Origin of the sequence: Paraburkholderia sp. SIMBA_053 (assembly GCF_046534895.1) — a bacterium.
In the GTDB taxonomy this organism is placed as follows: domain Bacteria; phylum Pseudomonadota; class Gammaproteobacteria; order Burkholderiales; family Burkholderiaceae; genus Paraburkholderia; species Paraburkholderia caledonica.
In genome coordinates this window covers 139592-163887 of record NZ_JAWRXU010000012.1, presented here as the reverse complement: position 1 = coordinate 163887, position 24296 = coordinate 139592, and the positions used below count along the sequence as shown (strand labels likewise).

The 24296-nt window shown below is 61.8% G+C and carries 24 protein-coding genes and 1 tRNA gene; 9 read left to right on the top strand and 16 right to left on the bottom strand.

What is annotated here, in order from left to right:
• Positions 1–244: 244 nt before the first annotated feature.
• From SB753_RS27490 to SB753_RS27475, 4 genes are all read left to right on the top strand, one after another.
• Entirely contained in the window at positions 245–793 is a 549-nt protein-coding gene (locus SB753_RS27490) for an iron transporter (RefSeq protein ID WP_087751669.1), read from the top strand.
• Between the two features lie 118 nt (positions 794–911).
• Complete coding sequence (locus tag SB753_RS27485) at positions 912–1244, top strand: cupredoxin domain-containing protein (RefSeq protein WP_020069983.1); 333 nt, start codon at positions 912–914, stop codon at positions 1242–1244.
• A 79-nt stretch (positions 1245–1323) separates the two neighbouring features.
• On the top strand, positions 1324–2169 hold the full coding sequence (locus SB753_RS27480; RefSeq protein WP_087751670.1) for an FTR1 family protein: 846 nt from the start codon (positions 1324–1326) through the stop codon (positions 2167–2169).
• Complete coding sequence (locus SB753_RS27475) at positions 2166–3572, top strand: 4Fe-4S binding protein (protein WP_410802849.1); 1407 nt, start codon at positions 2166–2168, stop codon at positions 3570–3572. The genes SB753_RS27480 and SB753_RS27475 overlap by 4 nt, the downstream gene beginning before the upstream one ends.
• A gap of 306 nt (positions 3573–3878) precedes the next feature.
• Here the strand turns inward: SB753_RS27475 and hemP are convergent, their stop codons facing one another.
• From hemP to SB753_RS27455, 4 genes are all read right to left on the bottom strand, one after another.
• Positions 3879–4142, bottom strand: coding sequence for a hemin uptake protein HemP (gene hemP / locus SB753_RS27470; protein ID WP_408171956.1), 264 nt, complete (start codon positions 4140–4142; stop codon positions 3879–3881).
• 231 nt (positions 4143–4373) lie between these two features.
• Positions 4374–4856, bottom strand: coding sequence for an SRPBCC family protein (locus SB753_RS27465; RefSeq protein WP_020069979.1), 483 nt, complete (start codon positions 4854–4856; stop codon positions 4374–4376).
• Positions 4857–4950: 94 nt separating this feature from the next.
• Positions 4951–5349: an OsmC family protein gene (locus SB753_RS27460; RefSeq protein WP_087752616.1), complete on the bottom strand. Its 399-nt coding sequence runs from the start codon at positions 5347–5349 to the stop codon at positions 4951–4953.
• A 201-nt stretch (positions 5350–5550) separates the two neighbouring features.
• Positions 5551–6429 carry a pirin family protein gene (locus SB753_RS27455; RefSeq protein ID WP_288827432.1) on the bottom strand — a complete coding sequence of 293 codons (879 nt, stop codon included), beginning with the start codon at positions 6427–6429 and terminating at the stop codon, positions 5551–5553.
• 122 nt (positions 6430–6551) lie between these two features.
• On the opposite strand from SB753_RS27455, the gene SB753_RS27450 reads away from it, so the two are divergent.
• Positions 6552–7547 carry a LysR family transcriptional regulator gene (locus tag SB753_RS27450; RefSeq protein WP_408194080.1) on the top strand — a complete coding sequence of 332 codons (996 nt, stop codon included), beginning with the start codon at positions 6552–6554 and terminating at the stop codon, positions 7545–7547.
• Between the two features lie 384 nt (positions 7548–7931).
• Here SB753_RS27450 and SB753_RS27445 read toward each other — a convergent pair whose 3' ends face one another.
• The 9 genes from SB753_RS27445 to SB753_RS27405 form a co-directional block, all read right to left on the bottom strand.
• Positions 7932–8351 carry an ExbD/TolR family protein gene (locus SB753_RS27445; protein WP_088175058.1) on the bottom strand — a complete coding sequence of 140 codons (420 nt, stop codon included), beginning with the start codon at positions 8349–8351 and terminating at the stop codon, positions 7932–7934.
• Between the two features lie 28 nt (positions 8352–8379).
• Positions 8380–9111 carry a MotA/TolQ/ExbB proton channel family protein gene (locus SB753_RS27440; RefSeq protein ID WP_027779251.1) on the bottom strand — a complete coding sequence of 244 codons (732 nt, stop codon included), beginning with the start codon at positions 9109–9111 and terminating at the stop codon, positions 8380–8382.
• A 27-nt stretch (positions 9112–9138) separates the two neighbouring features.
• The gene (locus tag SB753_RS27435; RefSeq protein WP_410802846.1) at positions 9139–9873 is read right to left on the bottom strand and encodes an energy transducer TonB; all 735 of its coding nucleotides are present in this window, start codon (positions 9871–9873) and stop codon (positions 9139–9141) included.
• Between the two features lie 290 nt (positions 9874–10163).
• Positions 10164–10400, bottom strand: coding sequence for a bacterioferritin-associated ferredoxin (locus tag SB753_RS27430; RefSeq protein WP_020069971.1), 237 nt, complete (start codon positions 10398–10400; stop codon positions 10164–10166).
• A 218-nt stretch (positions 10401–10618) separates the two neighbouring features.
• Positions 10619–11503 (bottom strand): glutamate racemase, encoded by an 885-nt coding sequence (gene murI / locus SB753_RS27425; RefSeq protein WP_410802844.1) that lies wholly within the window; start codon positions 11501–11503, stop codon positions 10619–10621.
• Between the two features lie 158 nt (positions 11504–11661).
• Positions 11662–12141: a bacterioferritin gene (bfr, locus tag SB753_RS27420; protein ID WP_088175061.1), complete on the bottom strand. Its 480-nt coding sequence runs from the start codon at positions 12139–12141 to the stop codon at positions 11662–11664.
• Positions 12142–12324: 183 nt separating this feature from the next.
• Positions 12325–13848 carry a fumarate hydratase gene (locus tag SB753_RS27415; protein ID WP_410802842.1) on the bottom strand — a complete coding sequence of 508 codons (1524 nt, stop codon included), beginning with the start codon at positions 13846–13848 and terminating at the stop codon, positions 12325–12327.
• A gap of 52 nt (positions 13849–13900) precedes the next feature.
• On the bottom strand, positions 13901–14467 hold the full coding sequence (locus tag SB753_RS27410) for a TIGR00645 family protein (RefSeq protein WP_020069967.1): 567 nt from the start codon (positions 14465–14467) through the stop codon (positions 13901–13903).
• A gap of 274 nt (positions 14468–14741) precedes the next feature.
• A complete protein-coding gene (locus SB753_RS27405) occupies positions 14742–15635 on the bottom strand; it encodes a DMT family transporter (protein WP_410802840.1) in 894 nt (297 codons plus the stop codon).
• A 431-nt stretch (positions 15636–16066) separates the two neighbouring features.
• Here SB753_RS27405 and acs point away from each other — a divergent pair, with 431 nt between their 5' ends.
• The 4 genes from acs (at position 16067) to SB753_RS27385 (ending at position 20787) form a co-directional block, all read left to right on the top strand.
• The gene (gene acs / locus SB753_RS27400; protein WP_410802838.1) at positions 16067–18049 is read left to right on the top strand and encodes an acetate--CoA ligase; all 1983 of its coding nucleotides are present in this window, start codon (positions 16067–16069) and stop codon (positions 18047–18049) included.
• A gap of 137 nt (positions 18050–18186) precedes the next feature.
• Positions 18187–18621 carry a DUF4212 domain-containing protein gene (locus tag SB753_RS27395; protein WP_410802836.1) on the top strand — a complete coding sequence of 145 codons (435 nt, stop codon included), beginning with the start codon at positions 18187–18189 and terminating at the stop codon, positions 18619–18621.
• Positions 18618–20636: a sodium:solute symporter family protein gene (locus tag SB753_RS27390; protein ID WP_020069963.1), complete on the top strand. Its 2019-nt coding sequence runs from the start codon at positions 18618–18620 to the stop codon at positions 20634–20636. The genes SB753_RS27395 and SB753_RS27390 overlap by 4 nt, the downstream gene beginning before the upstream one ends.
• A 60-nt stretch (positions 20637–20696) precedes the next feature.
• Positions 20697–20787 (top strand) — tRNA-Ser (locus SB753_RS27385).
• A 285-nt stretch (positions 20788–21072) separates the two neighbouring features.
• On the opposite strand, the gene SB753_RS27380 is transcribed toward SB753_RS27385, so the two are convergent.
• The 3 genes from SB753_RS27380 to SB753_RS27370 are packed head-to-tail and all read right to left on the bottom strand — an operon-like array spanning position 21073 to position 24296.
• A complete protein-coding gene (locus SB753_RS27380; protein ID WP_020069962.1) occupies positions 21073–21900 on the bottom strand; it encodes an ABC transporter permease in 828 nt (275 codons plus the stop codon).
• Between the two features lie 58 nt (positions 21901–21958).
• Positions 21959–23212 (bottom strand): ABC transporter permease, encoded by a 1254-nt coding sequence (locus SB753_RS27375; protein ID WP_410802912.1) that lies wholly within the window; start codon positions 23210–23212, stop codon positions 21959–21961.
• A gap of 37 nt (positions 23213–23249) precedes the next feature.
• The gene (locus SB753_RS27370) at positions 23250–24296 is read right to left on the bottom strand and encodes an ABC transporter substrate-binding protein (protein WP_020069960.1); all 1047 of its coding nucleotides are present in this window, start codon (positions 24294–24296) and stop codon (positions 23250–23252) included.

Sequence of the window (24296 nt, the reverse complement as noted above, 5' to 3'; positions counted from 1 at the left end):
ATTGCCCGCAGGAAACTACCCGCCGCTTTACGCCCACACCCTGTTTCTTAAGACATCCTTAAGCCCCTGCTGGCATAAGGCTCGGCGTGCGTCCGTATTTGTTCCAGCAGGCGAGAGATGATAAACTCGACCAATATTGAGAATGGTTCGCATTAACGTTCAATTATGCGATCTGCTTCGGTTCGTCGCCCGACGCACTGTTCCAATGGGATCAAATCGAGTCTGATAAAAACAAGGAGTTTCAATGCGGATTTCTTCATTTGTGCGTGGCGGCATTGCCACGGCTGCGGCGGTGGCGGCTCTTTCGGCAACGGCCGCCGAATATCCGATCGGCAAGCAGCAGATTCAGGGCGGCATGGAAATTGGCGCGGTGTATCTGCAGCCGATCACGATGGAGCCGGAAGGCATGATGCGCAAGGCGTCGGATTCGGACATCCACCTCGAAGCGGACATCCACGCAGTCAAGAATAATCCGACAGGCTTCGCGGAAGGCGACTGGATGCCGTATCTGCAGGTGCGCTACGAACTGACTAAAGCCGGTTCGAAAGAGACGCAGAAGGGCGACATGATGGCGATGGTCGCCAACGACGGCCCGCACTACGGCGACAACGTGAAGCTGCAAGGCCCTGGCAAGTATCACCTGAAGATGATCGTCGAAGCGCCGATGCAAACCGGCCACATGGCGTTTGGTCGCCACGTCGACAAGGAAACCGGCGTGGGTCCGTGGTTCAAGCCGATCACGCTTGAATACGACTTTACGTTCGCCGGCATCGGCAAGAAGGGCGGGTACTGATCTCCACGATCGTCGCAACTCGTCACCTGGCAATATGCGAGCACGCTGTGACAGGTGAATGAATGCAGCAGGCGGCGCGCGGACTCCACGCCTCGCGCCGCGTTTTCTGGAAACGCCAATGAGAATCAACCGAAAGATCGCTGTGCTTGCCTCGTCGATTTTGCTGGCGGGCGCGGCGCATGCAGCCGATCTGCCCACGTTCAAGCTCGAAATGAACGACGGCAAGCTGAATCCGGCCCGCATCGAAGTGCCGGCGGGGCAGCGTATCAAGATCGAGGTGCGCAATACCGGCAAGGGCGCCGCCGAGTTCGAAAGCGTCCAGTTGCGCAAGGAAAAAGTCCTCGCGCCGGGCGCGGATTCTTTCGTCGTGATCGCTCCGCTGGAACCCGGCGAGTACAAGTTTTTCGACGATTTCCACCAGCAGGCGCAGGGCGTGATCGTCGCGAAGTAGCAGTGGTTTTTGAGGCGGGCGCGAAGGCTTAGGGCCGCTGCGCTCGCAAGAGCAGTTGCAGAGCAGAAGGGAGTCCTTGATGGGTCAGATTCTATTCATCGTGTGGCGGGAAAGTGTCGAGGCATTGCTGGTCGTCGGCATCCTGTACGCGTGGCTGAAAAATGGCGATGACGATGCGCGCCGCGGTCTGCCGTACCTGTGGGGCGGCGTCGTGGCGGGCCTGATTGCAGCGGTGGCGCTCGGCGCGGCGCTCGTCGGCTTCACCGAGGTGCTCTCCGGCGACGCGCAGGATTATTTCCAGACCGCGATGGTGCTGGTTGCCTGCGTGCTGATTGTGCAAATGGTTCTGTGGATGAAGCAGCACGGCCGCTCGCTGAAACGCGACATGGAACGCTCGCTGCAACAAAGCCAGCGCGACTCCAACTGGTGGGGCGTGGCGCTGCTCGTGGCTCTCGCGATCGCGCGCGAAGGCAGCGAGACCGTGATTTTCCTGTACGGCCTCGGCTTCGGTCAGTCCGGTCACGTGGACACCAACCAGATGCTCGCGGTCGTGATCGGCCTCGGTCTCGCCTTGCTCACGTTCTACGTTCTGCAACTGGGCGGCAAGTTCTTCTCGTGGCGGCTCTTTTTCCGCGTGACGGAAATCATGCTGCTGTTCCTCGGCGCGGGGCTCTTTCAAACGGGCGTCGATAAGCTGATCGACAAGGAATTCCTGCCGACCATCGTCGACCAGATGTGGAACACGTCGGCCGTGCTCGATGATTCGAGCACCTTCGGCTCGCTCGTCGCGACGCTCACCGGTTATCGCGCGCATCCCGCGCTGATGAATCTGATTGCGTACGCGGTGTACTGGGGGGTCGTCTATCTGCTGCTGCGCCGTGCCAACCGCAAGCCGGCGCAACAAACGGCAGGGCGTGCAGCATGAGTACCGTCATGACCCGCCCGGGGCGTCTCGCCGCGGCCGGGCAGTGGATGCAGCGTCACGGTTCCGCAATCCGCGGCATCCAGTGGGTCGTGGTCACGGTGTACGCGTTGCTGATCCTCGTTCCGGCTGTGATGCCGTTGCCGGATGACAGCGCGCATTTGTGGAACAACCTGACGCTTGCGGCCCAATTCGTGTTCTGGGGCATCTGGTGGCCGTTCGTTCTGCTGTCGATGGTCATGCTCGGCCGCGTCTGGTGCGGCGTGCTTTGCCCCGAAGGCGCACTCGCGGAATTCGCCAGCAAGCACGGTCGCGGCAAAGCGATTCCGCACTGGATGCGCTGGGGCGGCTGGCCTTTCGTCGCGTTCGGCATCACGACCATCTACGGTCAGATGGTGAGCGTCTATCAGTACCCGAAGGCGGTGCTGCTGGTGCTCGGCGGCTCGACGTTGGCGGCCATCGTCATCGGCCTGCTGTATGGGCGAGAGAAGCGCGTCTGGTGCAAATACCTGTGCCCCGTCAACGGGGTTTTTTCGCTTCTGGCGCGCCTCGCGCCGTTCCACTACAAAGTCGATGAAGATGCATGGCGCCGCTCGTACAAGAATGGCGAACACGGACATCGCGTGATTCCGATCAATTGCGCGCCGCTCGTGCCGTTGCGCAATATGAAGGGCGCGTCCGACTGCCATATGTGCGGCCGTTGCAGCGGCCACCGCGACGCGATTGCGCTCACGTGGCGCGCGCCGTCGTCGGAAGTCGTGCAGCTCGGCGACAAGCAGGCGAATGTGTGGGACACCGCGCTGATCCTGTACGGCCTGCTCGGTATTGCAATTGGCGCATTCCACTGGACGGCTTCGCGCTGGTTCGTCGACCTGAAGATGTTCTTCGCCACGTGGCTCGTCGAACACGACATCACATGGCCGCTCGATACGAACGCGCCGTGGTTCCTGTTCACGCATTACCCGGAACAGAACGACGTGTTCTCGTGGCTCGACGGCACGATGGTGATCGGCTACATCCTCGCGACGGCGCTCGTCTACGGCACTGCGCTGCTCGTTCTGATGACGGGCGCGACGCGCATGCTCGGGCGCTTTAGCGCCGTGCGTTTGCATCACCTGACGCAAGGGCTCATTCCGATTGCAGGCGCGGGCGTGTTCCTTGGTTTGTCGGCCACCACGTTGTCGCTGTTGCGTGCCGAGCATGTGCCGCTGTGGTGGGCATCGGACCTGCGCATCGCGATTCTGGCGATCGCCAATCTGTGGAGCGCATGGCTCGCGTGGCTCGTCACGCGGCGCTACAGGGAGCGCTTCGTTCAACGCGGCCTCGCCATGCTCTGGTTTGCCGCTGCGCTCGCCGTTGTCGACAGCGCCTGGTGGCTCATGTTCTGGGGCTGGGCCTCGAAGTAGGCGGGAATAGGGCGGCTACGCTGCTGAGCACTCGCGTGCCCGAGCCGCCCGACACAAAAAAACAGAAGCCGTGTAGACGTCATCGCGACATCGTCTTCACGGCTTTTTCATTGGCATGACGGTACACGGCATTTCGTGTCCGCTTGGGCGGGAACCAAAAAAGCGGCCTGGCTGGCTGCGACGGCTGGCTTGGTGTCTGCACGAAGGGGTCTAGTTCTCACGTGCAAGCCGTCGTGGCTGGCTAATGCCTAACACCTCTCTGGGAGGTGGTCCCCACAATACCCGGTACTGAAATCTCGTTCGTCGTTACTTGGTCAGGATCAGCTTGCCCAAACGGGTGGCGCGCAGTTGATACGTTTCCCCGTTATGCAAAATGCTGATGTGACTATGTCCTTGCAGCAAGGCGTCGCTACGCACCACCCGTTCGGCCGTTTCGCCGGAACCGTTCGTACGCTCCGCAGCAGGCTTGGCGGCGGCCGTTGCCGTCGCTGCCGAAGGCTTCGGGCGGCTGGTCAACGCGGCGGCCGGGCGGCGCAGGCTGAGCGTGCTGGTGCGAGTGGTATCGGTCATTCGTCTTCGCTGTTGTTTGATTCGATGGATGAATTCTAAATGATAACCATTCCTATTTACAAGAGGCAGAAATTCATCGGTTGAGACTTTCGATAGGCGCAGCGAGATCGAGGCTAAAGGCGTAGCGGGGGAGAGCGCGCAGGGTGTTGCGCAGTAGGGGCCGGCGCCGCCCCGGACAGGTGATTCATCCGGGCGGCGGGGCGGTGCGATGGTAGACCAGAGGCAGGTCGCTCAATGCAGCGAGCCCGGCTCCTGTTTCGCCTGCACATATTGACGAATCAGCCGCACCGTATCGATGTCGTTCTCGCGGTAAGCCGACTTGACGATCTCCTGCGTCTGCACGGCGTCCTGGTCGTCGGAAACGGGCAGCGTGGTCGCGTATTCGAAGCGCAGGAACAGTTGCAGTTCATCCGGCTGTTCGATGGTCATCGTCAGCGAGCCGCCGACATAGTCCGCTGTCGGCAGGATGTCGTAGCGCACGGCCTGGCTCTCGTGGAGTGTCACGCGATCGCGCACGGTGGCCTGGCCATAGTGCAGTTCCCGCTCGATCGTATTGCCTTCGCGCGAGAGGATCGTGCAGCTGTCGAGTCCGATCACGAACAGTTGCGGCTGTTCGGCGCGCAGCACGAGACCTTCCCACAACTGCTCGCGGGTCATGGAGTCGACAAACGGATTCAACGGGTCGTTGATCTGGATAAGGTGTTCGAAATTCAAGACGACGGCATCCTATGAAAGCGTTGCAAGCGTTGCAAGCGTTGCAGTAACGCGGCCCGGACAGCTTCGCGCACGTGCCGGGCCGTTCGCAGCGTCACGCAACAGTCAGACCCGATCGGATCGTGATGGAGCGCGTGAGAATCTTGTGAACTGGGCATGCATTGGCAATTTGCAAGAGCCGTTCCCGCTGTTCATCGGACAACTCGCCAAGCAGCGTGATTTTGCGGTCGATGGTCGAGCCCTCGTCGCCCTGTTCGATACCGAGCGTCACATGCACCTCTTCGAGCGGCCAGTCCTTGCGCTGCGCGTACATCTTGAGCGTGACCGACGTGCATGCGCCGAGGCTCGACAGCAGCAGCGAAACCGGAGTGGGGCCGCGATCGCCGCCGCCGAGCGATTCGGGTTCGTCGGCGAGCCACGTGTGCTTGCCGTCGTCGAGACGGACCTGGTAGTTTGTCGAACCGATATGCGCGGTGACGGTGGCTTCTGCCATGCGGGCTCCTGAGCAGGACGGAAAACGCCGCGCGCGGCGGCTCGACGGCGTCAAGACCAGGGCGCGGCAGGAATTGCTATTGTGAACGAAGTCGGGGGCATTTGCGCCGCGAGTGCGCGCGGGTTCGCGGGAGGCGGCAACCTGGCATCGCGCGCGGTTTGGCAAATATCTGCGCCCCGGCGCGCGCGCTCGGCAGATTGCTCAGTGGGTGATCGAACCCATGCGGCCGGCCTGATAATCGACGACCGCCTGGCGGATTTCGTCTTCTGTATTCATGACGAACGGACCATAGCGCACGACGGGTTCCTTCAACGGCACGCCGCCGAGCAGCAGTACCTCGAGCGGCTCGGCGCCGGCCGTGAGCGTAATCGAGTCGCCGTCGTTGTTGAACACGACCATTTTGCGCGGGTCGATTTCCTGGCGTGCGTCGTCTTCGCCGTAAAAGCCTTTGCCCGACAAGCCGTATGCAAATACGCGATAGTCGGCCGGGACGGGCTGCCGGATCGTCGCGCCGGGTTGCAACGAAAAGTGCTGGTACAGAATCGGCGTGCGCGTTTCAACAGCGGCTTTCACGCCGAGCGCCTCGCCGGCGATCACCTTCACGCGAACCTTGCCGTCGGCCGAGGTCGCCACCGGAATTGCCGACGACGGCATTTCCTGATAACGCGGCGCGATCATCTTGTCGCGGCGCGGCAGATTCACCCATAGTTGCAAGCCATGCACGCGTCCGCCTGTCCGCACGAACGACGGGTCGGGCATCTCGCTATGCACGACGCCAGCGCCCGCAGTCATCCATTGCACGTCGCCGGCATGCAGGGTGCCGGAGTGGCCCGCCGAATCCTTGTGGCCGAACTGGCCTTCGAGCACATAGGTGACCGTTTCAAATCCGCGATGCGGATGGTCGGGCGCTCCTTTCGCCTCGCCGGGCGCGTAATCGACCGGTCCCATTTCGTCGAGCAGCAGGAACGGATCGAAGTCCATCAGCATGCGCGTGGGAAACGGGCGGTGGACGACGAAACCGCCACCTTCGGTCGTGCGAACGGCAGGATAAGTGCGTTCGATCGTGCGTGTCGCGGTCATCAATGTCACCTCGAAAAATGGGGAATAGCGTTATTTTTGAAACATGGAGCTATTATAGGGACCGTTTTTTCGGGTGCCAGCCGCCGTCACGCAATGGATTGTTCTATTACTGGAACGATGAGATGAAGATCGATTCACACAATCTGAATGACCTGATGTATTTCTCGCAGGTCGTCGAACATGGCGGTTTTTCCGCCGCCGAACGCGTGCTGGGTATCTCCAAGTCGCGGCTGTCGCGCCGCTTGACGGAGCTCGAAGCGTCGCTCGGCGTGAGGCTTTTGCAGCGCTCGACACGCAAGCTCGCGCTCACAGAGGCGGGCCAACTTTTCTACCAGCATTGCCAGGCGATGTTGAGCGAGGCGCAGGCCGCCGTGAACGTCGTGCAGCAACTGCGTTCGTCGCCGCGCGGCACGGTGCGCGTCAGCGTGCCGGTCACGATTTCGCAGACGATACTGTCGACCATCCTGCCGGAATTCATGCATCGCTATCCGGAAGTGCGCGTCGTCATGCGCGTGACCAACCGCGTGGTCGATCTGTTCGAAGATTCGATCGACGTCGCATTGCGCGTGCGCTCCGATCCTCCGGAAAACGCCAATATTGTCGTGCGTCCTCTATGGCGCACGCAGCAGATGCTGGTCGGCGCGCCGAGCCTGTTGCAGCAGAATGCGCCGCCGCTGCAACCGGGAGATCTGTCGCGCTTCGAAACGCTCGACGTACCCACGGGCGACGGACGGCACGTCTACAACCTGATCGCGCCGGACGGCACGCGTCACGTACATGAACACGAGCCGCGTCTCGTCACCGCCGATCTGTTGACGATTCGCGAGGCCGTACTCCGTGGGGTAGGTATCGCTGCGTTGCCGGAGATGATGTACGGCGCCTCGTTGCGCGCGGGCCAGTTGTCGCCGGTGATGCCTGGCTGGACTTTTCCTATGCCGCAGTTGTACGCCGTTTTCGTGTCGCGCCAGGGAATGGTGCCAGCCGTGCGCGCTTTCGTCGACTATCTGGTCGAGATGCTCGATCCCGATGAAGGCAAGCACATCATGGGCGAATGCCCGGCGTCCGAAACGCGCCAGCAGCCCGTACCTGTGCGTGCGACGGCCGCTATCGCGTCCTAGCGGATCGCGAGCTTCGCGGCATCGTTTTTAGCATTGAAGCGCGGGCTGTCATGAGTACTTTCAATGGCCATTTGCTTGTGTGCGCGAGCTCATGGGGCTATATTGAAATCCCTTCGCTAAGGAGTCTCTTATGCGAAAACTCATGGCCGCTATCATAGCCGGCCTGATAGGGCTGACCGCGCTGTCCGTGTCGAGCACGGCTGTCGCATGCGGTGATTCGAGCCAACAGTCTTCGGCTGATGGCAAATGATCCCGCCGCCCGAAGGCGCCAAGCGCGCACAAAAAAAGGCCTTCATCGTTTGATGAAGGCCTTTTACTTTTCAGCCCCTGTTTCATGGGCTTTTCTTCACTTCCGGGTACTGCGCCCCACCGAATCTGGCAAGGTCACTTGCCTTTAGGCTGCGTGACGAAACCGATTTTCGTCAGGCCACCGGCCTGTGCTGCGGACATCACCTGCGCGACCTTTTCGTAAGGCACTTTACGATCTGCATCGAGATGCAATTCGGGTTGCGGATTCGCCTGCGCGGCCTCTGCAATTTTCGCGCTCAGTTCGGCCTCGTCCACTTTTTTGTCGTTCCACAACACGTTACCGTCAGCGTCGACTGCGACCGTGACCTGAGCAGGCTTGGTCTCTTCCTTCTGACTGCTTGCATGCGGCAGATCGATTTTCACAGCATGACGGATCACCGGAATCGTCACCATGAAAACGATCAGGAGAACCAACATCACGTCGACGAGCGGCGTCATGTTGATTTCGTTCATCAGGCCGTCGTCATCGTCGCCGGCGAAGGGGCTCATTGCCATCTGTATGCCTCGTCGTTCAGTTGGCGCTTCAGTTGGCGCGAGTCGCGAGACGCAGGCCGTCGCCGCGCTTGGACGACGACAGGCGCGCGCCCGTCACGAAGAATGCGTGCAAGCCGTGCGCGAAACGGCTCAGCTTGGCGACGATCGCCTTGTTTGCGCGCGTCAGTGCGTTGTAGCCCAGCACGGCCGGAATTGCAACGAAGAGACCGAATGCGGTCATGATCAGCGCTTCGCCGACCGGGCCCGCCACCTGGTCGATCGATGACTGGCCGCTCGCGCCGATTGCCAGCAGCGCGTGATAAATGCCCCACACCGTGCCGAAGAGACCCACGAACGGCGCCGTGCTGCCGATCGACGCGAGAATTGCGAGTCCGCTCTGCATGCGCGCAACGCTTTCGTCCATCGTGTCCTTCAAACAGCGCGTGACCCAATCGGACACGTCCATGCGGTCGTGCAGATGCGGCTGCGTCTGGTGATGATGATCGGCCGCTTCCTGGCCCGACAGCGCCAGCGCGAGGAACGGATTGTCATGTGGCGTCGACGATCCGGCGCCAAGCTTTTTCACGCCGTCAGCGAGATCGTCGGAATGCCAGAACGCCTGCTCGGCGTTCTTCGTGAGGCGGTTCAAACGCATCACGTTCCAGCCTTTGATGACGATCACGCTCCACGACATCACTGACATCACCAGCAGCGCGAGCGCGATGCCGCGCGTGACGAAATCCCCTTGCGCCCACACGTGCGCCAATCCGTAGTTTTGCATTGCAATTCCTTTTTTTTGAAATCCGCTTCAATCTTCGAGATTGAAGTTGTAAGGCTGGGTGTACGCGGCCCGAACGGGTTGGCCGTCTTCGAGATAGGGTTTGCACGCGATCGAATGCGCGGCGGCTAGCGCGGCGTCGTCGAGCCGGCTGAAGCCGCTGCTTTTCTTCAACTCGATGTTCTCGAGCTTGCCGGTCAGGCCCACCACGAACTTGACGTACGCGGTGCCGCTTTCCCCGCGGCGGCGCGAGAGGGCCGGGTAGTCCGGCTTCGCAATGTTGCAGTCGAGGTGCGAGACGTTTTTCGGCGCGGTGATTTCCATTGTCTGACGGCCGATTGCCGGAGCAGCCGGTGCCGGGGGCGCCGCCGGAGCGGGCGGTGCGGCCGGCGTCGGTTCGGCGGCCGCTACGGGCGTTGGCGACGGCGCGGGCGCCTCGTGAAGCGGCGCTGGCGTTGGCTTCGTAGGCGTCGGCTTGGGCTGCACCTTCGGCTTGCTGCGAACCGGCGGCGCTGGCGTGGGCGGGGGCGGCGCGACCGATTGCATCGCGACCGGCGCGGCAACAGGCGCCGGCGGCAGCAACTGTGCAGTCATCACGCGCGACTCGATGGTTGCCTCGACCGGATCGTGACGCAGCGTCAGGACGACGGCCAGCAGCGCGACGTGAACCGCCGCAACCATGGCGGTCGCCGTCATGACGCGGGAATTCATTCGGGGGGACGAAGCCGGTGCGGCACCGGCTAAAGCGGTATGCGAAGCCTGCATGTTAGCGTGGCGGCGCGCTGTCGAGGGAGCGCGGCTGACAAAACATCGTCATGTTCGGAAGATCACCAGCGAAATACACATTGTGGTCACGAAACCAATCAGCAATTCCATCTCGAACTCCATTAATGGGTGAGCGGGTAGCTGGCTGGCAGGGATACTGGCTTGCTGACGGCAGTGCGATTAACTGAAAAACGTTGAATCGGCACCAGAAAACAGGGAGCAACGGCTAACGATACGGAGCAGGCACCCATACGTGCCTCACGTCCTCGCGCCAGGTTTCGAACGGTACGTTACGCTGCCTTGCGCTCGTAAAACATCATGGGCACAGCTTGCGGTTGGTGCTCGAAGCCGCAGCGGCTTGCGCACACGCCGCTTTGCATCATCACGTCGCGCACTGAATCCGCGCACTTGCCGCAGCAGGACGCAACGCCGAGCTCGAATTGCAGTTCGTCGAACGAATCGACGCCTTCCGCGATCGAGGCACGGATCTTTCGGTCAGAAACAGACTTGCAGACACAGACAATCATGGCAGGGCGTCATAGCTAACGTTAATGCGAATTATTATCATTATGTTTGAGCCGTTTGGCAAGCGTCCTACGCGGTTTTTTGTAACAAAACCAGACTCTTAGAAGGGTTTCGACTATACGGACGGCGGCTAGAGAGCCGCGTACGCCCTCGCCAAACGCCATCGAAGGCGCGCCTAAAAGCGGCAGAAAGGCTCTGGAACGGACGCCCGGGGAGGCTTTCAGGCAGGTTGCGAGGACGGTGCGGTACGGCGCGAAGGAATGAGTACGCGCTCGACCTGCGCGTCGATTTCCAGCAGCGTGGCGACAAGTTGCCGCAGATGCGTGCCGTCGCCGGTGGAATAGAAGCGCGGCAGCGCGGCGTCCGCCGTGTGAGGCGCTGCGCGCACGCCGTGTTGTTCGAGCACGCGCTCCAGCTGGCGGGCAATAGCCACGCTGGTGTCGATAAGCGCGAGCCGGTCGCCGACGATGTCGCGAATCGCGGCATCGAAAAATGGATAGTGCGTGCAGCCAAGCACCAGCGTGTCGGCGCCCGCGTCCAGCATCGGCTGAAGATAGCCGCGCAGGAGCGCGCGCAATTCCGCTGAACCGACGTCGCAGCGCTCGACAGCCTGCACGAGCCCGTGACCGGGCTGGCAAAGAAAGCGGCAATCCGCGGCGTAGCGTTCCAGCAGCGCCTGAAAGCGCGCGCTGCGCAACGTGACTTGCGTGGCGAGCACGCCGGCAACCCGAGTTTTCGATTGCAACGCGGCGGGCTTGATGCCCGGCTCGACACCGACGAGCGGAATGGACAGTTTCTCGCGAACGAGCGCGATGGACTGCGCGGTTGCCGTATTGCAGGCCACGACGAGCGCTTTCGCGCCCTGTTTGACGAGCCACTCGCCGATAGCCAGCGTGCGGTCGGCGATGAAGTCGTCGTCGCGCTCGCCATATGGCGCATAAAGCGAATCGGCGACGTAGAGCAACGCCTCGTCAGGCAACTGCGCCCGAACTGCTCGCAACACCGACAGCCCGCCGAGGCCCGAGTCGAAAATGCCGACGGGCGCCCGCGAATCCGCGCTGAGGGAGCCAATTGATGCGTTCGTAGACGACGATTGTTCGGGCATAAGCGATCGGGGCGGCCGGCGCGGCGTTCAGGAAAAGCAGGGGAAAGCAGGGAAAAAGCGAAGCGAGCAAGTATATCGCCAACGCGGCGCATGCTATCCCGTATGAGCCGGGACCTGCGCCAGCGCTTGAGCGTGCCCAGCGGACCCGCGCGATCCGATCAGGACTCCACCGAGCCCATGGCGGTTTGCTGGTAGTTCTGAATGCCGACCTTGTCGATCAGGTCGAGTTGCGTTTCGAGCCAGTCGATGTGCTCTTCTGTGTCGTCCAGAATCTTCACGAAGATTTCACGCGAGATGAAATCGCGAACCGATTCGCAATACGCAATGGCTTCCTTGCAGGTGCTCTGCGAGATCTGCTCCAGCTTCAAATCGCATTCGAGAATTTCTTTCGTTTCCTCGCCGATCAGCAGTTTGTGCAGATCTTGCAGGTTCGGCAGACCGTCGAGCATGAAAACGCGTTCGATCAGCCAGTCGGCATGCTTCATTTCGCCGATCGACTCATCGTATTCATGCTTGCCGAGTTTCTCGAGGCCCCAATGCTTATACATCCGCGCGTGCAGGAAATACTGGTTGATCGCGGTCAGCTCGTTTTTCAACTGCGCGTTGAGATACTCGATAACTTTCGTGTCGCCTTGCATGATCTTTCCTTTTTCGGGGGACTTCAATTTTCCAACAACAATAAACGCCATGCCTTAAAAAGCCAAGAGAACAGAACATCTTTCAACGTCGGCTCTGGCATGCGCGTGATGCGTGGCATCCATGAAAAAAGCCGGGACCGTGGCCCCGGCTTCTCAAGACACGCTATGCGCGTCGGCGGCGAATCAGACGGTTGCGACGGGAATCTTGCCGATCTTTGCCTGCCATTCCTTCGGGCCGGTCTGGTGCACCGAGGTGCCGCTCGAATCGACTGCCACTGTGACCGGCATGTCCTGCACGTCGAACTCGTAAATCGCTTCCATGCCGAGGTCTTCGAATGCCAGCACCTTTGCGCTGCGAATCGCCTTCGACACCAGGTAAGCCGCGCCGCCCACGGCCATCAGATACGCGGCCTTGTGCTTCCTGATTGCCTCGATCGCGACCGGTCCGCGCTCGGCCTTGCCGATCATCGAGATGAGACCCGTTTGCGACAGCATGGTCTCGGTGAACTTGTCCATGCGGGTTGCGGTGGTCGGGCCCGCGGGGCCGACCGCTTCGTCGCGCACCGGATCGACCGGGCCCACGTAGTAGATCACGCGGTTCGTGAAGTCGACCGGCAGCTTCTCTCCCTTGGCCAGCATGTCCGCGATGCGCTTGTGCGCGGCGTCGCGGCCCGTCAGCATCTTGCCCGACAGCAGCAGCGTCTGGCCCGGCTTCCACGAAGCGACTTCTTCCGGCGTCAGCGTGTTCAGATCGACACGCTTGCTGGTCTCTGTGTTCGGCTGCCATTGCACCTTCGGCCATGCATCGAGCGACGGCGCTTCGAGCTTGGCGACGCCCGAGCCGTCGAGCGTGAAGTGCGCGTGACGCGTGGCCGCACAGTTCGGGATGATCGCAACCGGCTTGGACGCGGCGTGCGTCGGGGCGGCCATGATCTTCACGTCGAGCACTGTGGCGAGGCCGCCCAGGCCCTGCGCGCCGATGCCGAGCGCATTGACCTTCTCGTGCAGTTCGACGCGCAGTTCCTCGATCCAGTCTTTCGGGCCGCGTGCGATTACGTCCTGAATGTCGATCGGGTCCATCAGCGATTCTTTCGCCATCACCATGGCTTTCTCGGCCGTGCCGCCGATGCCGATGCCGAGCATGCCCGGCGGGCACCAACCCGCGCCCATGGTCGGCACCGTCTTCAGAATCCAGTCGACGATGGAGTCCGACGGATTCAGCATCGCGAACTTCGACTTGTTTTCCGAGCCGCCGCCCTTGGCCGCGACTTGCACGTCGACCTTATCGCCCGGCACGATCTCGTAGTGAATCACGGCCGGCGTGTTGTCTTTCGTGTTCTTGCGCGCGCCTTCGGGCGGGCTCACGATCGACGCGCGCAGCACATTGTCCGGGTTCAGGTAACCGCGGCGCACGCCTTCGTTGATCATGTCGGTGACGCCCATCGTCGCACCGTCCCAACGCACGTCCATGCCGACCTTCACGAACACTGTGACGATGCCCGTGTCCTGACAGATCGGACGCTTGCCTTCGGCGCACATGCGGCTGTTGGTGAGAATCTGCGCAATCGCATCTTTCGCGGCCGGGCTCTGTTCGAGTTCGTACGCGCGGCCCAGGGCCTGGATGTAGTCGAGCGGATGGTAGTAGCTGATGTATTGCAACGAATCAGCAATGCTCTGAATCAGATCTTCCTGTTTGATGACGGTCATGGCTAAGCTCGGTGGGGACGGTAGCGCTTTTTTCTGTTCGCAGGCTGTGCGGTCAGTCGTGCGCTTTCAGGGGAGTGGAACCGCTGGAACCCAGCGGCTGCAGATCCGCGGGTTCCTGAAAATGAGTCGGATGCGTGTGCGTGGTCAGCCGGTCGACCAGGGCCATGATCAGTGCCGAGACGAGGAACGCGACGTGGATGATGACCTGCCACATGATGGTGTGCGTCGAGTTCTGGTCCGGGCTGATAAACGTTTTCAGCAGATGGATCGACGAGATGCTGATGAGCGCCATGGCGAGCTTCACTTTCAGCACGCCGGCGTTCACGTGGTCGAGCCATTCGGGCTCGTCGGGATGGCCTTCCACACCGAGGCGCGACACGAACGTTTCATACCCGCCGATGATCACCATGATCAGCAGGTTCGAAATCATGACCACGTCGATCAGACCGAGCACGACCAGCATGATGTTGGTTTCGTCGAGCGTCATCGACGCTGTGACGAGATGCCAGACTTCCTTCAGGAACAGCACGACGTACACGGCCTGCGCGACGATCAACCCGAGATACAGCGGCACCTGCAGCCAGCGGCTCATGAAGATGACGACGGGCAGCGGGCGCATGGGTCGGCGTTGGCGCGGGGAATTGATTCGCGAAGCGGACATAGACAGAAATCGGATCGAACGCAGGTGACGGAACGTGGAGCAAATGAGCCCGACAGCGTGCGAATCACGCGCGCGGATCGGCACGGAAAGCAAAGTGCGCAGGCGCGGCACAGACGCGAGGCGAGCCCATTCTGGGCCGGCAGCGGCCCGGCAACGCTGGCATCAGCGCGCGCTATTGTACAGCGTTGGGCGAATTTGCTGCGGCGCGGCGGGCACGGTCGAGCCCCAACGCTTACGATGCAACCGGCGGTACGCGCTTCACTTTCAGACTCGCGAGTCCAATGCCCGCAATCACGCACGCAAGCGCGACGCCGTGCGCAAGCGTCGGACGCTCGCCGAGAAACGCAATGCCGTAGATGGCCGCGGCAACCGGCAGCACGGCGCTGAATACGCCCGCAAGACTGCCGGGCACATGCCGGATGCCTTTCATCCAGAGCCAGAAGGAAAAGATGCTTGCGGATAGTCCATACCACAGCACCAGCGTCCACACGCAAGGCGGCACCGCGCGATAGTCGAAATCGGCGAGCGCTGTCGCGCCGAACGGCAGCATCAACAGCAGGCCGAACAGATGCGTGTATGCACAGATGTCGATAGGTGCGAGCGTTTGCGTGAGGCGCCGCGACAGGACGATGTAGAGCGACTCGCAGCACACTGCGCCGAGCACCATCAGGTTGCCCGTGAACGAAGTCTCGCCGTGCGCGCCCGCATCGACATGCGCGAGATTGATGACCACCACGCCCGCAATGGCCAATGCAATCGACGCAAGCGCGCGTCCACTGGGACGCTCCTTGAAAATAAGCCAGGACAGCAGCGCGACGACGGCCGGAATGGTGCTCGTGATGACGCCCGCCGCCACCGCACTCGTGCGCTGCACGCCATTGAGCATGAGTAGCGTAAACCCGAAGGTGCCGAAGAGCGCCTGCAGAAACAGATTGAGCCATTCATCGCGCTTCACGTGACGCAGTTTCGCGATGCGCAGAAGCGGCCACAGCACGGCCATAGCGATCACGAAGCGCAGCAGCGCGAACAGCGGAACGGGGACGAACTGGACAATCGATTTACCGATGCCGACATTGCTGCCGACGAGCAGCATCGAACTGATAAGGAGCAGGGCGTAGCGATTCAAACTGGAATCCGGGCAGCTAATTCAGTTAGCATTGTATTAGGGCCCGCAACGCAGCGTAAGGGAAGCAGGCTTAACGAAGGTAACCTGCATGACGTGCCCGAATGGCGCCGATGCGAGGCTCGTTGAAAGCGTCGTACGAATCGCGTAAGGGTTTGTGCGGGCAAGCCGATGCCGCTCGCGTAAGTGGCCGGTAAGTTGCACCGCTTATGGTTGAACACGAGAGCGGACGTTGTCCCGCCTGCGTTTATGTTGCGTTGCGGCATGAAGCAGGCTGACGGAAACGGTCCGCGGCGCAGCGACATCACACTGTCAATGCGTGAGGCGGGAGACACGCGCCTGCAATCGCGTCTGATTGCGGCGTCCACATGACACGGCGCGCGAACTGTGCGCCGGCACAGGTTTTACGTTTCATCTTCACCAAGGGGTTGTCGATGTCTGCGATTGAATCGGTTCTTCAGGAACGCCGTGTTTTCCCGCCCTCCGCCGAAGCAGCGGCCGGTGCCACGATCTCCGGCATGGACGCTTACCATGCGCTGACCGCCGAGGCGGAACGAGATTACGAAGGCTTCTGGGGGCGCCTCGCTCGCGAGACGCTAAGCTGGAACAAGCCCTTCACGAAAGTGGTCGACGAATCGAAAGCGCCGTTCTACACGTGGTTCGAGGACGGTCAGCTGAATGCGTCGTACAACAGCATCGACCGTCACGTGGAGGCGGGCAACGGCGAGCGCGTCGCGATCATTTTCGAAGCCGACGACGGCACCGTCACCAACGTTACGTATCAGGATCTGCTGCAACGTGTGTCGCGCTTTGCGAACGCGCTGAAAACGCGCGGCGTGAAGAAGGGCGACCGCGTGGTGATCTATATGCCGATGTCGATTGAAGGCATTGTCGCGATGCAGGCATGCGCGCGGATCGGTGCGACGCACTCGGTGGTGTTCGGCGGCTTCTCGTCGAAGTCGCTCAACGAACGGCTCGTCGACGTGGGCGCGGTCGCACTCGTCACGTCCGACGAACAGATGCGCGGCGGCAAGGCGCTGCCGTTGAAGAACATCGCCGACGAAGCGCTCGCAATGGGCGGCTGCGAAGCCGTCAAGAGTGTGATCGTCTACCAGCGCACCGGCGGCAAGATTGCGTGGAACGAAAGCCGCGACCTGTGGATGCATGAGATCTCACAAGCCGAGTCGGATCAATGCGCGCCCGAGTGGGTCGGTGCCGAGCATCCGCTTTTCATTCTCTATACATCGGGTTCGACGGGCAAGCCGAAGGGCGTTCAGCACAGCACGGGCGGCTATCTGCTGTGGGCCGCGCAGACCATGAAGTGGACCTTCGACTGGAAGTCCAGCGACGTGTTCTGGTGTACCGCGGACATCGGCTGGATCACGGGTCACAGCTACATCACTTATGGTCCGCTGACGCTTGGCGGCACCCAGGTCGTGTTCGAAGGTGTGCCGACCTATCCGAACGCCGGCCGCTTCTGGGACATGATCGCGAAGCACAAGGTCACGCTGTTCTATACGGCGCCGACCGCGATCCGCTCGCTGATCAAGGCCGCGGAAGCCGATGCGAAAGTGCATCCCAAGAGCTACGACCTGTCGACGCTGCGCATCATCGGTACGGTCGGCGAGCCGATCAATCCGGAAGCGTGGGTGTGGTATTACGAGAACGTCGGCGGCGGGCGCTGCCCGATTGTCGATACGTGGTGGCAAACGGAAACCGGCGGCCACATGATCACGCCGCTACCGGGCGCAACGCCGCTCGTGCCGGGTTCGTGCACGCTGCCATTGCCGGGCATCATGGCGGCGGTCGTCGACGAAACCGGCCAGGACGTGCCGAACGGGCAGGGCGGCATTCTGGTGGTGAAGCGGCCTTGGCCTTCCATGTTGCGTAACGTGTGGGGCGATCCGGACCGTTACAAGAAGAGCTATTTCCCCGAGGAGCTCGGCGGCAAGCTGTATCTCGCCGGCGACGGCGCGGTGCGCGACAAGGACACCGGCTACTTCACGATCATGGGTCGCATCGACGATGTGCTCAATGTGTCGGGTCACCGTCTCGGCACGATGGAGATCGAATCGGCGCTGGTGTCGAACCCGATCGTCGCGGAGGCCGCCGTGGTCGGCCGGCCAGATGCAACGACCGGCGAGGCGGTATGCGCGTTCGTCGTGTTGAAGCGCGCGCGTCCGGAAGGCGAGGAGGCGGTCAAGCTCGCCAACGAATTGCGCAACTGGGTCGGCAAGGAGATCGGTCCGATCGCGAAGCCGAAGGACATCCGCTTCGGCGAGAATCTGCCGAAGACGCGTTCAGGCAAGATCATGCGCCGTCTGTTGCGTTCGCTTGCAAAGGGCGAGGAGATTACGCAAGACGTATCGACGCTGGAGAACCCGGCGATCCTCGATCAGCTCGGCGAGTCGCTTTAAAAGCATGCGTCTGCCGGCACGTTGCAGATGAAAAGGCAGGGGGCGTATCGGACGATGCGCTCCTCGCCGAATGCCTGATCAGCCTTCGGGCGGACAATCCCGATTGCCTGCGCGGTGCCTTTTTGATACATAGGCGCATGGCCGCGCCTCACCACTCCTCTCACGCTGCGCAGAACCCCGCGCCCGAACCGCCGGCGGTGTCGGCGGCGCTTGCTCGCGCACATCAGAAGTACTGGCGCTTCAATCTCGCGCTCATCGCGGCGTTGATGTCGGTGGGTTTCGCCGTATCGTTCCTGTTGCCGCTCGCGGCACCCGCTCTCGCGCATCTGCGTTTTGCCGGCTTCAGATTGCCGTTTTACTTCGGCGCACAAGGCGCGATCCTGATGTATCTCGCGCTGATCATCGTGTATATCGTGTCCATGCAGCGCGCCGACCGCCACTTGCAACGCGCGTTCGAGGCCGACGCTCATACTGCTGCCGACACCGGTGCCGCTTCAGGCGCTGGTGTGGCCTCAATCCCGACCGCCGCCGATGCCGCCGATGCCGGCGTGCGCGGGAACCTGATCCGATGAAGCTGACGAACAGGCTGGTTCGCTCATATGCGTTTTACACGCTTGGCTTCCTGCTGTTCATCTATGTGATGTGGCGCATCGAGCGCACGACCGGGCCGGGCATGTGGATCGGCTACGTGTTCCTGTTCGTGCCGATTGCCGTGTACGCGGTGATCGGCTTGCTGTCGCGCACGTCGGATCTCGTCGAATACTACGTGGCGGGACGGCGCGTGCCGTCCGCGTTCAATGGCATGGCGACGGCGGCGGACTGGCTTTCGGCGGCTTCGTTCATCGGCCTCGCCGGGTCCATCTACGCAACCGGCTACGACGGGCTGGCCTATCTGATGGGCTGGACCGGCGGCTATTGCCTCGTTGCGTTTTTGCTCGCGCCATACGTGCGCAAGCTCGCGCGCTACACGATTCCCGATTTCCTCGGCACGCGTTTTTCGAGCAACGCCGTGCGCGGCCTCGCGGCGTTGTCGGCGATTCTGTGTTCCTTCGTTTATCTGGTTGCGCAGATTCAGGGCGTCGGCCTGATTGCGACACGCTTCATTGGTGTCGACTTTGCCGTGGGCATTTTCTGCGGACTCGCGGGGATTCTTGTGTGTTCATTTCTCGGCGGCATGCGCGCGGTGACGTGGACACAGGTTGCGCAATACATCATTCTGATTTCGGCGATCCTGATTCCCGTTTCGATGATCGCGCATAAGGACGGGCTCGGCTGGGTACCGCAACTGAGTTACGGCCGGTTGATGGAGCGTATGGAGAGCCTCGAGAAACAGGTGCGCGACGAGCCGCTCGAGCAGACCGTGCGCGACGATTATCGCCGCCGGGCCGCGCTGATGCAGCAGCGGCTCGACATGCTGCCGCATTCATTCGTCGCGCAGAAGCTGAAGCTCACACAGGAGGTGGCGGATCTGCGCCGCCGCAATGGTCCGCTGCGCGAGATCAAGGAGCGCGAGAAAGCGCTCGAGCAGTTTCCGCGCGATGCCGCTGCCGCGCAGATCGTTTGGAGCCAGCAGCGAGATGAGATGCTGATGCGTGCTGCCGCGCCGCTGCCGATGCACGAGCCGTTCCCCGCGGCGAGCGATGACGACCGTCGGATGCACGAGCGCAACTTTCTTTCGCTTCTGCTGTGCCTGTCGCTCGGCACGGCGAGCTTGCCGCATATTCTGACGCGCTATAACACGACGACGTCGGTCGCGTCCGCGCGACGCTCGGTCGGCTGGACGCTCTTTTTCGTCGCGCTGTTTTATGTGACCGTGCCGGTGCTTGCGGTACTGATCAAGTACGAGATGTTGACGAACCTCGTCGGTCATCACTTTTCCGATCTGCCGCAATGGCTCACGCAATGGCGCAAGGTGGAGCCGAGCCTGATCACGCTCGCGGACACCAATGGAGACGGCATCGTGCGATGGAGCGAGATTCAGATGCAGCCCGACATGGTGGTGCTTGCCGCGCCGGAGATCGCGGGATTGCCATATGTGATGTCTGGCCTGATCGCGGCGGGCGCATTGGCCGCGGCGCTTTCGACGGCTGACGGTTTGCTGCTGACGATTGCGAACGCCTTATCGCACGACGTGTATTACCACATGGTCGACCCGGGCGCGTCGAGTCAGCGGCGCGTGACCATTTCGAAGATTCTGCTGCTCGGAGTGGCGCTGTTTGCGTCGTATGTGGCGTCGCTCAACACGGGCAACATTCTGTTTCTGGTCGGCGCGGCATTTTCACTGGCGGCGTCGAGCCTGTTTCCGGTGCTGGTGCTGGGCGTGTTCTGGAAGCGCACGACGCGGCTCGGCGCGGTGGCCGGCATGCTGGCGGGGCTACTCGTGTGCATCTACTACATTGTTTCGACCTATCCCTTCTTCGCGCAGATGACGGGCTTTGCCGGGCCGCGGTGGTTCGGCATCGAACCGATCAGTTCGGGCGTGTTCGGCGTGCCGGCGGGCTTTCTGGTGGCCATCGGCGTGAGCCTTTTCGACCGCAAACCGGATGCTTATACGACGGCGCTGGTGGACTATATCCGTCATCCATAGAGCGGTTTGCGCGAGGGTGTAGCGGACGGCTCGAAGTTTGCTATAATTCGGCTCCCCGCCGGAGAGATGGATGAGCGGTTTAAGTCGCACGCCTGGAAAGCGTGTATAGGTTAATAGCCTATCCGGGGTTCGAATCCCCGTCTCTCCGCCAGAATTTCAGTACGGCTTTGCGGCCGATTCAATCCCCGATCTGTGCCATAAAATCGGGGTTGTGCCATAGATCAGTCAGCGAAGCGGCCTTGATCGCTCCGGTCTGCGTCGACAAATCCCCTTTGTGACCTAGCGGTCTGCGTCCGCCAGAAGCGCTTGCGCGTGGTCCGACGTCTGCGCGTCACAGGCGCCCGTTCGCCCATCCGCGAATCAGGCGCTTGCCAAGCCAATGTCATTTGAATCGTCGAAGGGAGGTTGCCTACAACCTCCCTTCGCTTCTACTTCATCAAACAAGCGCATTACTAGCAGCCGCCGCCCGCCCGCGCAGCCACGTAATACTCGCAAAGAGCAGCACTGCGAACACGATCAGCATTGTCGCTACGGCGAGGATCGACGGGTCGATCGAGTCGCGAATCCCACTCCACATCTGCCGCGGCACGGTTGTCTGATCCGGGCCGCCGATGAACAGAATGACAATCACCTCGTCGAATGACGTCGCGAACGCGAAGACGCTGCCCGTGGCGATCGCCGGCATGATGAGCGGCAACGTCACGCGCCTGAATGTGACCCACGGCGGCGCGCCGAGCCCTGAAGCGGCACGCAGCAGGCTGTGGTCGAACGAAAGCAACGAAGCGGTCACGGTAATCACGACGAATGGCGTGCCGAGCGCCGCATGCGCAAGCACCACACCGGGATACGAGTTCACGAGTCCGAGCGGCGCGAAGATCAGATAGAAGCCTGCCGCGACCACGACGATGGGTACGATCATCGGCGAAATGATGAGCGGCATGATCAGCGAGCGCAGCGGAAACTGCGAGCGCGACAGCCCCAATGCGGCGAGCGTGCCGAGACACGTGGCAATCACCGTCGAAGCCGCGCCGATTCCGAGGCTATTGAGCAGCGAGCGTTGCCAGTCCGCGCTCGTCAGCGCCTGCTCATACCAGCGCAGCGAAAATCCTTGCATCGGGTACGAAAAGTAGGATCCCGAATTAAATGAGAGCGGGATGATCGCGAGAATCGGCGCAATCAGGAAGAACAGCACGAGTGCGGTATGCAGCCGCACCCAGCGCGCGGCGACGCGTTCGGTCAGCATCTTGTTGCGTTGATCTTGCATATCGTTCCTCCGTCGTGTCCCTTCGTCGTGCTTCGCCGCGTGTGCGTTCGAACGGTGCTCACCCAAAGCGCAGGCGGTCAATGCCTACGATGCGGTTAAAGAGAAAATAGAAGATCGCCGTAAAGATCACGAGATAGGCCGAGAGCGCACCGGCGAGGCCCCAGTTGAGTTGCGTGTTCGTCTGCATCGCAATGAGCTGGCTGATCATCTCGTCGCCGGCGCCACCGAGCAGCGCAGGCGTGATGTAGTAGCCGAGCGCGAGCACGAAGACGAGGAAGCAGCCGGCGCCGACGCCCGGCAGCGTCTGCGGCACATAGATGCGCACGAACGCGGTGAACGGATGCGCGCCGAGCGATTGCGCGGCGCGCATATACACCGGCGACACGCTCTTCATGACCGAGTAGATCGCGAGAATCATGTACGGCAGCAGCACGTGTGTCATGCCGATCAGAACGCCTGTCCGATTGAAGATGAGCGGCAGCGGGTGAGTGGCGAGGCCGAGACCCGTCACGAGACTATTGATGACGCCGCCCGGTTGCAGCAACACGTACCACGCCGTCGTGCGCACGAGCAGCGAAGTCCAGAACGGCACGATCACGAGAAGCATCAACCGGTTGCTGCTTTTCGCGGGCAGGTTCGCAAGCAGCCACGCGACCGGGTAGCCGAGCACGAGGCACAGCAGCGTGACCGTCGCGCTGATCGAGATGGTCCGCACGAATGCTTGCCGGTACACCGAAGCGTTATCCGCGACGAACGCGAGCGTGCCTTGCGGCGTCACCTGCGCATCGACTGCGGCGAGCAGATAGTCGGGCGTCGGCGACGCGGCGGCTCGCTTCAGCAAGCGCCAGGTGTCGGGCGAGTTCCAGCGTTCATCCAGTTCGACGAGCGCCGGCTTCCACGCCGGCGGCGCATCGTCCGACAGCTGGCGCGCGGTGCGCATGAGCAGGCTGCGAAACTCTGGCTGCGCGAAATTCAGCCGCCGCGCGACGGTGCCGAGCTGTCCGCTTTGCTGCGCCTCCTTGAGCCCCGCGGCGAGCAGCGCGAACGTGGCTTCGTCCGGCACGCCGCGGCCGTCCCACGCATCGAGCGCACGCGTCAGTGCGGGCATGCTGTCCGGCACTTCGCGGTTCTCGACGCTTCGCGCGAGCAGCAGCATGATCGGCGCAATGAACGTCGACAGCAGAAACACGAGCAACGGCAGCGCAAGCAGCAACGCCTGCAACGATGCGCGGCGGCGCGCCTTCTGGAACGACGCGCGGCCTTCGGCTCTCGTCGGAGAGCCCGGGACCGTACCTTGGGCGGAAGCGGGCATGCTGGTAGTCAAGTTGGGCTCTCGTCGAACGGTGGCGTTACTGCGTCAGCCACACCTGGAAGCGCTTGTTGATCTGGTCCGCGTTGTCGGCCCAGAAGTTCGCGTTGATCTGCAGCGCGCGCTTGAAGTTCTCGGGTGCGGTCGGCAGATCGGCAAGACGCTGCTTGTCGATGAGCGCAATCGCGTCCTTGCGCGGCGGCGCGTACGCGATGTACTTCGACAGATCCGCGTAAGCCTTGGGTTGCGAAGCCGAGACGATGAATTTCGCCGCGGCGTCGGCGTGCTTCGCGCCCGTCGGCACGGCCCACCAGTCGAAGTCGTAGACCTGCGCGTCCCAGACCGCCTTGAATGGCTTGTTGTCTTTCTTCGCGGCATCGGAGATGCGGCCGTTGTAGGCCTGCGTCATGACGACCGCGCCGTCGGCGAGCAACTGCGGCGCCTGCGCGCCCGACTCCCACCACACAATGCTCTTCTTGATCGTGTCGAGCTTCTTGAACGCGCGATCCACGCCGGCGGGCGTGCCGAGCACCTTGTAAACATCTTTAGGATCGACACCGTCCGCGATCAACGCCCATTCCATCGACACCTTCGGCGACTTGCGCAAGCCGCGCTTGCCCGGGTATTTCTGCAGGTCGAAGAAGTCGTTGACGGTGGTCGGCGCGGTCTTGAGCTTGCTCGCGTCGTACGCATAGACCGTCGACCACACCATGCTCGCGACCGCGCAATCGCTGATCGAGCCGGGAATGAAGTCGCTCGTCTTGCCGATCGTCTTCTTGTCGAACTTCTGCAGGAGGCCTTCCTCGCAGGCGGTGATCTCATCGTTGGTTTCGAGGTCGATCAGGTCCCACGTGGTGTTTTTGGCCTGCTCCATCGCGGAAAGCTTGGCGAGACCGCCGTCGTACGATTCGGTCGAGAAGCCGATCCCCGTGGCCTGCGTAAACGGTTCGAAGTAGGCCTTCTTGGCCGCCGCTTCGTACGCGCCGCCGAAGGTCACGACGGAGAGCGTCTCCGCTGCCTGGGTGGTCACGGTGGCGAATGCGGCTACGGCGAGTGCAGCGCATTGTGCTTTGATGAGGGTGCGCAT